The 8,299-nt window shown below is 42.1% G+C and carries 7 protein-coding genes and 1 pseudogene; 6 read left to right on the forward strand and 2 right to left on the reverse strand.

The window, feature by feature from the left end; translation table 11 throughout:
• The 5 genes from ACEW8O_RS03895 to ACEW8O_RS03915 all read left to right on the forward strand — a co-directional run.
• A partial coding sequence (locus ACEW8O_RS03895; RefSeq protein WP_373493315.1) for a hypothetical protein occupies positions 1 to 370 on the forward strand: 370 nt, incomplete at its 5' end.
• Positions 371 to 494: 124 nt separating this feature from the next.
• Complete coding sequence (locus tag ACEW8O_RS03900) at positions 495 to 842, forward strand: hypothetical protein (RefSeq protein WP_373493316.1); 348 nt, start codon at positions 495 to 497, stop codon at positions 840 to 842.
• Positions 843 to 1,106: 264 nt separating this feature from the next.
• Positions 1,107 to 1,997, forward strand: coding sequence for a sugar phosphate isomerase/epimerase family protein (locus ACEW8O_RS03905; protein WP_373493317.1), 891 nt, complete (start codon positions 1,107 to 1,109; stop codon positions 1,995 to 1,997).
• 147 nt (positions 1,998 to 2,144) lie between these two features.
• Positions 2,145 to 3,506 (forward strand): Gfo/Idh/MocA family protein, encoded by a 1,362-nt coding sequence (locus ACEW8O_RS03910; protein WP_373493318.1) that lies wholly within the window; start codon positions 2,145 to 2,147, stop codon positions 3,504 to 3,506.
• A gap of 28 nt (positions 3,507 to 3,534) precedes the next feature.
• Complete coding sequence (locus ACEW8O_RS03915; protein ID WP_373493319.1) at positions 3,535 to 4,614, forward strand: PmoA family protein; 1,080 nt, start codon at positions 3,535 to 3,537, stop codon at positions 4,612 to 4,614.
• A gap of 50 nt (positions 4,615 to 4,664) precedes the next feature.
• Here the strand turns inward: ACEW8O_RS03915 and ACEW8O_RS03920 are convergent, their stop codons facing one another.
• Positions 4,665 to 5,576 (reverse strand): endonuclease/exonuclease/phosphatase family protein, encoded by a 912-nt coding sequence (locus ACEW8O_RS03920; protein WP_373493320.1) that lies wholly within the window; start codon positions 5,574 to 5,576, stop codon positions 4,665 to 4,667.
• Positions 5,577 to 5,856: 280 nt separating this feature from the next.
• Between ACEW8O_RS03920 and ACEW8O_RS03925 the strand changes: the two genes are divergently transcribed.
• Positions 5,857 to 7,245: a linear amide C-N hydrolase gene (locus tag ACEW8O_RS03925; protein WP_373493321.1), complete on the forward strand. Its 1,389-nt coding sequence runs from the start codon at positions 5,857 to 5,859 to the stop codon at positions 7,243 to 7,245.
• Positions 7,246 to 7,428: 183 nt separating this feature from the next.
• Here ACEW8O_RS03925 and ACEW8O_RS03930 read toward each other — a convergent pair.
• Positions 7,429 to 8,299, reverse strand: a pseudogene (locus ACEW8O_RS03930) (hypothetical protein); the annotation flags it as partial.

The following is an 8,299-nucleotide window of genomic DNA, read 5'->3' on the forward strand; positions in this document are numbered from 1 at the left end:
TCATCAGCATCCCATCACCATTTTGATGCATGACAGTTTCAATCCCGAATGTCGGAAAGGTATCCGGACATTTTTGGAAAGCCATCCACAGTTTGTCGCTTATGCGGAATTGGATTATGTAACCGGCTCTTACTGGCATAATGGCACTTATCGGGAAATGTGGGGAGGGTTGGCACTGATTAGTTTTGATCCCCAAAATCCGGTACAGGAATTACATATCAATCAAAGTCAGCGGCAACTTTTTGAAAGTACCTACCTCCATTCCGCACACCTTTTCAAAGACAGGTTGGCATTTCTCTATCCATTGAAGCGAAAGATTTTTAAATCGTTGGGATTGAAAAATAAAGGAGATATATATCATGATTTTTAACTTTAGTCACTTATGTCAGACATTATTTTATATAAAAGTAAAGAATCGAAGTAGGGAACTAATCGATTGGATTTCATCCTTTGGCACCGGCTTTGTTATAATTCTTCAAAATAAAATAACTAAAATGGAAATTTTTATAGGTATTTCAATCGTGGGTTTTCTTATTGCTTTGGTGTTTTTACCTTTGGTATATTTCACGAGAAGAAGTTCAGATATCCGGTTGTTGGGCGATAACATGGAATTACATTATCCGATGCGGAAAAAGGAAATTAACCTAAATCAAGAACTGAAAAGTTGGAACATACAGGAAGCAACTTTCCTCTGGATAGGCAAGGTTTATTCCATTAATCTTGAGCTTGAAAGTGGTAAGTGGCATCATGTGAACACCCGTTTCAACAGAGAAACATTTGAGAAAATTTATACTTACCTTGATACCACCTATTCCAACAGAAGAATAAAGGACTTAAAGTAGCATACTATTGAACAAGGTTAAAATATCACACCTGCCCAATCTTCTGATGCCGTGATCTGTAACCGATTTGATGGCTGATTTGGCTGAAACCTTATAAAATATTCAAGTGGTCTTCCAGACGTTGTATAGCCGGATACGAAATCGATTGCATGACTAATAGACCTTTGTCCTTCCTATTTAATCTATTTTGATTTATATTCAAATTATTCTTTGCCCGAATACCTGAATTAGGGTTTTGAATAATATCCCCAAAAGTATACTAACATGCCAATCCATATAAATAGACGTGAATTTATCCAAAGAAGCCTGATCACAGGCATTGGTATCAGTGCATTGAATCCCATATCCGGTTGTACTTCCAATAACCGGTCAGCCATGAAATTTGGTTTGGTCACATACCAATGGGGCAAAGATTGGGATTTAAAAACGTTGATTGCCAACTGTGAAAAAGCGGGGGCCTTGGGCGTGGAACTCAGGACCCAGCATGCACATGGTGTTGAAACAGACTTGATTACCGCTGAGAGGCTGGAAGTGAAACAGCGCTTTGCGGACAGCCCGGTGACCTGTCTCGGATATGGCAGCAACTTTGAGTATCACAGTCCGGATCGTAACAAACTCCGGGAAAATATCGAACAGACAAGAAACTACATCAAGCTTTGCCATGATATAGGGGCCACTGGCATCAAAGTGAAGCCCAACAACCTACCGGAAGGTGTTCCCAAAGAAAAAACCATTGCACAGATTGCAAAATCCCTGAATGAGGTGGGTAAGTATGCTCAGGATTTTGATCAGTTGGTCAGGGTCGAGGTCCACGGGCCCCTCACGCAGGAACTGCCCAATATGAAAGCTATTTTTGATCAGGTCACAGAAGCCAATGTGAAAATATGTTGGAACTGCAATGACGAAGACCTCTTGCCCCCAGGATTGGAAGGAAATTTTAATATGGTCAAAAAATGGCTCGGCGATACAGTCCATGTGCGGGAATTCGACGAAGGCGATTATCCTTATCAGAAGCTCTTCAATCTTTTTGAGGGGATAAACTATGAAGGCTGGATACTAATGGAAGCCCGGACTGAGCCCACAGACCGGGTGATGGCTTTGAAAGAACAGGCCGCTATATTTAATCAGTTACTGGCCAATTCTAAAGAAGGGTAATCAAATCAAAAAAATGCTCTCAAGGTATATTAGCTTTTATTTAAGTCCAAAGGAATTGAATTGATTTATACAAGTCCTAAAATTTATAGACCTGAAGAGCATCCACTATATGTAAAAATTATAACTATAAAAATAAACCTAAATACCATGAAACTGAATAACTCAAGAAGGGACTTTATAAAGAAGTCTGCTTTATCCACCGCCGGAATCAGCATGGGGGCATTGGCCTTTTCTGCAAGTAGCTATGGCCGTATCATTGGAGCCAATGACAGGGTAAATGTCGGTATTGTCGGTTTTTCCGGCAGGGCCAAAGGGGCGCTGATTCCCGCCATGTTGAAGCATTCCAAAGAAATGAATTTTGAATTCACGGCTGTTTCGGATATCTGGAACAGGAGAAGGGATGAATGTGTGGCCTACGTGCATGATAAGAGCGGGAAAACCATTCAAACTGCCCGAAACAACGAAGAACTATATGACCGCAAAGATGTGGATGTGGTGATCATCAGCACTGCGGATTTTCAGCATGCACTCCATTGCAAGCAAGCGGTAGAGGCAGGAAGGGATGTTTACGTGGAAAAACCCTTTGCCGAAACCATGGAAGACAACAGGGCAGCGAGAGCAGCTGTGGAAAAGACAGGTAAAATTGTACAGGTAGGTTCCCAAAGAAGAAGCGGTTCCAATTATCATGCAGCCAATGAATTTATCCGGTCAGGAAAATTCGGTGATATTGTCATGGTCGAAATGAGTTGGAATGTCAATCAGCCCGGAAGATGGCGACTGCCACAACTGACCAAAGAAATCAGAGAACAGGACACCGACTGGACAAGGTTCCTGATGAACAGGCCTTACGAACCTTGGAATCCAAGAAAATACCTGGAATACCGGTTGTTTTGGCCTTATTCCTCCGGTATCCCCGGACAATGGATGGCCCATCAGATTGACACTGTCCATTGGTTTACGGGAATAAATCACCCGAGAAGTGTGGCTGCCAATGGTGGCATCTACCTTTGGAAAGACGGCAGAGAGAATTTCGATACCATGACAGCAGTATTTGACTATGGGCCTTTGGATGACAAATCAAAAGGTTTTCAGGTAGTATATTCCTCAAGGTTTACCAATTCAGCGGGTGGCACTAAAGAAATCTACTATTCCAATGGAGGTGAACTGAACCTGGACACCAATATGGTGACTCCAAGAGGCGGCTTGAGCAAAGGACAAGCCAATGCCATGGGGATGGAACCTAATTTATTGCCCGAAATGACTTTGGCAGAGGCTATCCAAGTGGAAACCGGTGCAGATACCGGTGTTGATGACATGACTTCTGCCCACATGAAAAACTGGATGGAATGTGTAAGAAGCAGGAAAAAACCCAATGCAGATGTGATCGCAGGATACAACCATTCCATTGCCAATATCATGACCACTGCTGCTTTGAGAACCGGGAAGTTTGTGACTTTCGACGAAAAGAATCAGGAAGTTTTGGCCGGTGGAGAAGTATTTAAATATTGAATCCATCATGAGGTATAACCATTCAAATATGAACAGATGTTTTGGCTGCGTGTTCATAGCATATTTCATCATGGCCTGCTCGGGAGAGAACAGGGAATCAAATGCTGAAGCCGATAATACATCCATGGAAGAACAGGTGAAAATTGAGTTGGTAAGAAAGGATGCGGAGAAAAAAGTAGAAGTGCTGTTCAACGGGGAACTCTTTACAGCCTACCTGTATCCTGAGACTATTGCCAAGCCGGTATTGTATCCTCTGAAATCCGCTCAGGGTGGATTATTGACAAGGGGTTACCCTTTGGAACCCAGATCCGGGGAGCGGGTTGACCATCCCCACCACATAGGTTTGTGGCTCAATTATGGAGATGTCAATGGCCTTGATTTTTGGAACAATTCGGATGCCATTCCTGCTGAAAAAAAGAGCGGTTATGGTTCCATTATTCATAGGGAAATCAATAATATCAGCAGTGGAGATGATAAGGGTGAACTGGAAGTTACCTCAGACTGGATTGGTCCCAAAGGAGAAATTTTACTAACAGAAAATACTGTTTTTATTTTCAGTGCAAAGGGAAATAAAAGGATGATTGATCGCATTACCCGACTGACCGCAGGGGAAAAGGATGTTTCATTCAAGGACAACAAGGAAGGTATGCTGGGGATACGCCTGGCACGGGAACTGGAACATCCCGCAGATAAAGCGGAAATCTTCACCGATGCCAGTGGGCAGGCGACGGATGTACCCACCATGAACAATGAAGGGGTAACCGGTATGTACCAAAGCAGTGAGGGGCTCAAAGGCCATGATGTCTGGGGAACCCGGGCCAAATGGATGAATCTCCCCGGGGAAATCAGCGGGGAGAAAGTTTCCCTGGCCATCCTCGACCATCCTGACAATGTTGGATATCCCACATACTGGCATTCCAGGGGATACGGTCTCTATGCCGCCAATCCCTTAGGGCAAAAAGCCATGAGCGGAGGCAAGGAAGAACTTAATTTCAATCTTGGTGCCGGGGAATCTGTCACCTTCAAACACCGGATTGTGGTCTATTCAGGTGTTCATGCATCGGAAGAAATGCTTGATACCGATTTCGGGGATTTTAAAGGGAACTGAAAATAAAATATCTTCTGAGTAAAGGGATTTCCTGAACGGAATCCCTTTACTTATTTTTTAAAGACTGCAATCACCGGGAAATGATCGGACAGTCTTTCCGGTTCACCATAATTGATTATTTCTGCATGGATACATTTATCCTCAAAGTATGGGCTTACCAAGATATAATCGATTCTTTTTTGATAGGTAGCTTTTTCAGCAGGATTCATTTCGCCTGTTACCAATGGGGTAGGAAAGGATTTTAATTTGGCTTCTGAAACATGTGGCCTGACCACATCAATGAGGGGCAGGGACAGGAATTTTGCCATCACACTGTAATCTATTGTATTGTTTCTAAGATTGATAAAAGCTTCTTTACCTTTTTCTGCCATCCGGACACTATCTGCTTTTCGGGCTAAAAGAAGCTCTGTGGGATTGTTTTTATCAAAATTGATATCAAATGGACTATGGGCATTGAAATCCCCCAATACCATATATTTTTCCTGACCGGTTTGGATCAGCCCATTTTGAATGTAATCTGAAAGAATTTCTGCTTCCCTTCTTCTAAACTGCCAGTCTTGGGGACTAAGATGAACTACCAAAAAATCTATCCCCATCGTTTGGGCATGTAGCATGCCATGCCACATGCCTCCGATCATTTTTGTTTTCAGTACCAAGGGTGTTTTGGAAGTAATGCCGATCGGGTATCCATCTTCCTTTAGCAGTATGGAATAAGGATGTCCCCATTTGGAAGCAAGCTCTTGTAGTTTTTCGGCAGTGAAATCATTCAGTTCCTGAAAACCGATCACATCGGCATCCTGTTCCCGTAGCCATTTGACCATAGCAGACTCTCTGTCCATGTCTTTTCCCCAATCAAAGCCATTCCAGATATTATAACTCATCACTTTGAATCGATCGGTTTGGCTGAGGACCTGAAAATTGAGGGAAAAAGCAATCAGGAAGAGAATAAGGTACTTGTTCATGGCTTTTCGGATGATTTGGTAAAGTGAAAGTTAAGGTTGCTAATAAAGATAAGAACTTGACTCTGCTAAAAGTGAATAAATCTTCTGTTTTGATTTCATTTGAGAAAAACAAGTGAAGTTGGAAAGTGATTTTTTGTTATTAACATGAAATATAAACCCTCTCACCCTTTATTCCAACGTATTTTTTAATATTTTTAAAACATAATAGTAATAATGAAAAACATTTTTTTATATTTGAAAAATAATTACAAATATAGTAATTTAAAATCACCCCATAGTTATGAAAGCCAAAGGTCTCCTCACCTTAATTTTTGCCCTTAAAGCTTATATATTGATAGCAAGTTCCGCTTTCTATATAGATCATGATGCCAAATTATTGGCAAAAAACCATGATTGGAAAGTAGGCCATGGTTATATCTTTAAAAATATCAGGGGGCAACTCAAATTCGCTTATGGTTGGTCGGGAAATAACCCTGCCTCTTGGACTTCCAAATATGGTTCTATTACTTTCAACCAGTTTGGTAAGGAATTTCCCTCGGGCGGCATCAATGAAAAGGGACTGGTAGTCGAAAAGTTATTTTTGCCAAACAGTGTTTATCCAAATATCAATGATTCTCCAACCATCTCTGACCTGGAGTGGATCCAATATCAATTGGACAACTTTGCTACGGTCAAGGAAGTAATCGGCCATATAAATAATCTGACTATCTATCCCCTGGAATCCCTGCAATATATGCTTGCGGACAGTACAGGAGATGCCGTCATCATTGATTTTTTGAATGGGAAAATAGGGATTCATTACAGAACACAGAAACATATCGTCCTCACTACAGAAAGCCTAAGGGATTCTGAAAATTACTATCGGATGAACGGGGAGATTCAAGGAAAAAAATTGGTATCTAACTTCGACCGGTATGTGCATCTCAACAGCAGCTTGAAAAACTCCTATGTATATGATGAACTTAATCCATTTGAGCTTCTAAGCAATATTGCAACAGATGTTGAGCCCTACAAAACACAATGGTCGGTGGTTTACAATCTTGATGAGTTAAATCTGCATTTCTCATCAGGAAGGAATCCTGGGAAAAAGTTTTTGGATCTACGTGCGATGGATTTTTCAGATTCGACAATTGTTGAGATAGCTGAAATACATACCAATCAGTTTGGACTAAAGCACTATCATCCTGATGTCAGTAGGATTTTGTTTCAAAAAAGTCAGAATGTCCGGGAACTTAAAATTGATGAGGTCCTTTTGTCCGCACATTTCCTTGACCCTGGAATAAAAAAAATCGATGCTGTTTTTCAGGACAATTACATTGATATCGTTTTTAGGTTTATCGCAAAAAACCCTAAAGGCATGCTGAGTTTTGTGCTTTTGAAAAAAGACAATGCAATTCAACCTAGTCAGCGCAGTGTCAAAGCAGGACAATTTTTGATTGAAAATAAAGAAACAGTCCATGTCATTTATGGCATTCCCAAAGGTGAGGTCTATTTGGCCTGTTTTCAAGACCCCGGTTTTCAGGGCAATTTGGAAAATAAGATATTAAGTAATTCCAACACGTATCCTTTTTTGAGACATAGCGACAGTAAATCAGGTTCTGCACCAATATATTATGACACCAACCTTTACATTAAAGATGAGAAGGAAGTGATTGTCAAGATTAAGTAATCAATGAAGCACCGGGATTTGGTGTGGAAGTCAACCTTTTTATTGTTTAGAATTACTCATAGGGAAGGTGACCTAGGGAGGGGATACGTCTTTGGGTCTATTTTATATCGTCCGTCCCTATGGGACTTTGGTTTGACTTCGATTTACCTTATCCATGGGTTAAAACCCATGGCTGGAGTTTGGTTATCTTCGAATATAAAAGAGTGGGTTTACAGCGTCAATCATCGGATTGATGGCGTTGGTGATCAGGCTTTGTTTTGCTACGAAGTCGGAGAAAGATTTTCCCATTTTTTCGAATACATAGCATCCCCTGAAGTTGTTGAGGATGTTATTGGTTGATGGTCTGAGGTGTGTGTTTTTTTGTTCCCATTTAGCTCTTGGCAATACAGCGGTGGTAGTTGACCTGTTGAGTATGATATCTGCCAGGTGGACAAAGGCGTGCATTGCCACCACAAACTGGGGGACTTTCACCGCTGCAATTTCATTGCGCACCTGTGCCTCCCCGCAACCGTTTGTACTTTTCTCGTCCCTGAAGTTGACTTCGATCTCCCATCTCCATAAATAGGCCTGTAACAGGGTTTCAATGTCCAGATCATTGTCAGAGCAGACCAGATAGGCCGGTTTACGGTACAGCAACCTGCCGCCTTTTTTCAGTCTGTAAGCTAGGGGGCTGATCACCACCAATTGAAAAGTACGTGCCTGGCCGGCCGCTCTCCATTTAAGTGACCTGACAACTTTTACCTTGAAGGTATGCTTTTTGCCCGCGGCCCATCCCGCTACTTCCTGCCAAGGGAAGGCGTCCGACTGCCTGATTTGTTCAGGCGTGGGCGCAGGGTTACCGTATTTCCGGTTTCTGCCTTTTGTTTTTTCCGATTCCGGCAGATAATTGAGCGTCGCATCCTTCCTTACCCTCCCGATCAGTGTAACCCGGGAAGGCAGTCCCTTCAATATTGTGCCGTTGGTATAACTGCCGTCCACACTTAAGAACAGCTGTCTTTCCGATGCACCCTGCCCGTCCAGCCTGGACCTTAACAGTTTTATCCTTGACAGTCCC

The sequence above is a fragment of the Aquiflexum sp. genome (assembly GCF_041749095.1).
Lineage (GTDB): Bacteria > Bacteroidota > Bacteroidia > Cytophagales > Cyclobacteriaceae > Aquiflexum.

Coding starts and splice junctions, on each gene's coding strand:
- ACEW8O_RS03900 (WP_373493316.1), top strand. CDS start 495: ATGGAAATTTTTATAGGTATTTCAATCGTGGGTTTTCTTATTGCTTTG.
- ACEW8O_RS03905 (WP_373493317.1), top strand. CDS start 1,107: ATGCCAATCCATATAAATAGACGTGAATTTATCCAAAGAAGCCTGATC.
- ACEW8O_RS03910 (WP_373493318.1), top strand. CDS start 2,145: ATGAAACTGAATAACTCAAGAAGGGACTTTATAAAGAAGTCTGCTTTA.
- ACEW8O_RS03915 (WP_373493319.1), top strand. CDS start 3,535: ATGAACAGATGTTTTGGCTGCGTGTTCATAGCATATTTCATCATGGCC.
- ACEW8O_RS03920 (WP_373493320.1), bottom strand. CDS start 5,576: ATGAACAAGTACCTTATTCTCTTCCTGATTGCTTTTTCCCTCAATTTT.
- ACEW8O_RS03925 (WP_373493321.1), top strand. CDS start 5,857: ATGAAAGCCAAAGGTCTCCTCACCTTAATTTTTGCCCTTAAAGCTTAT.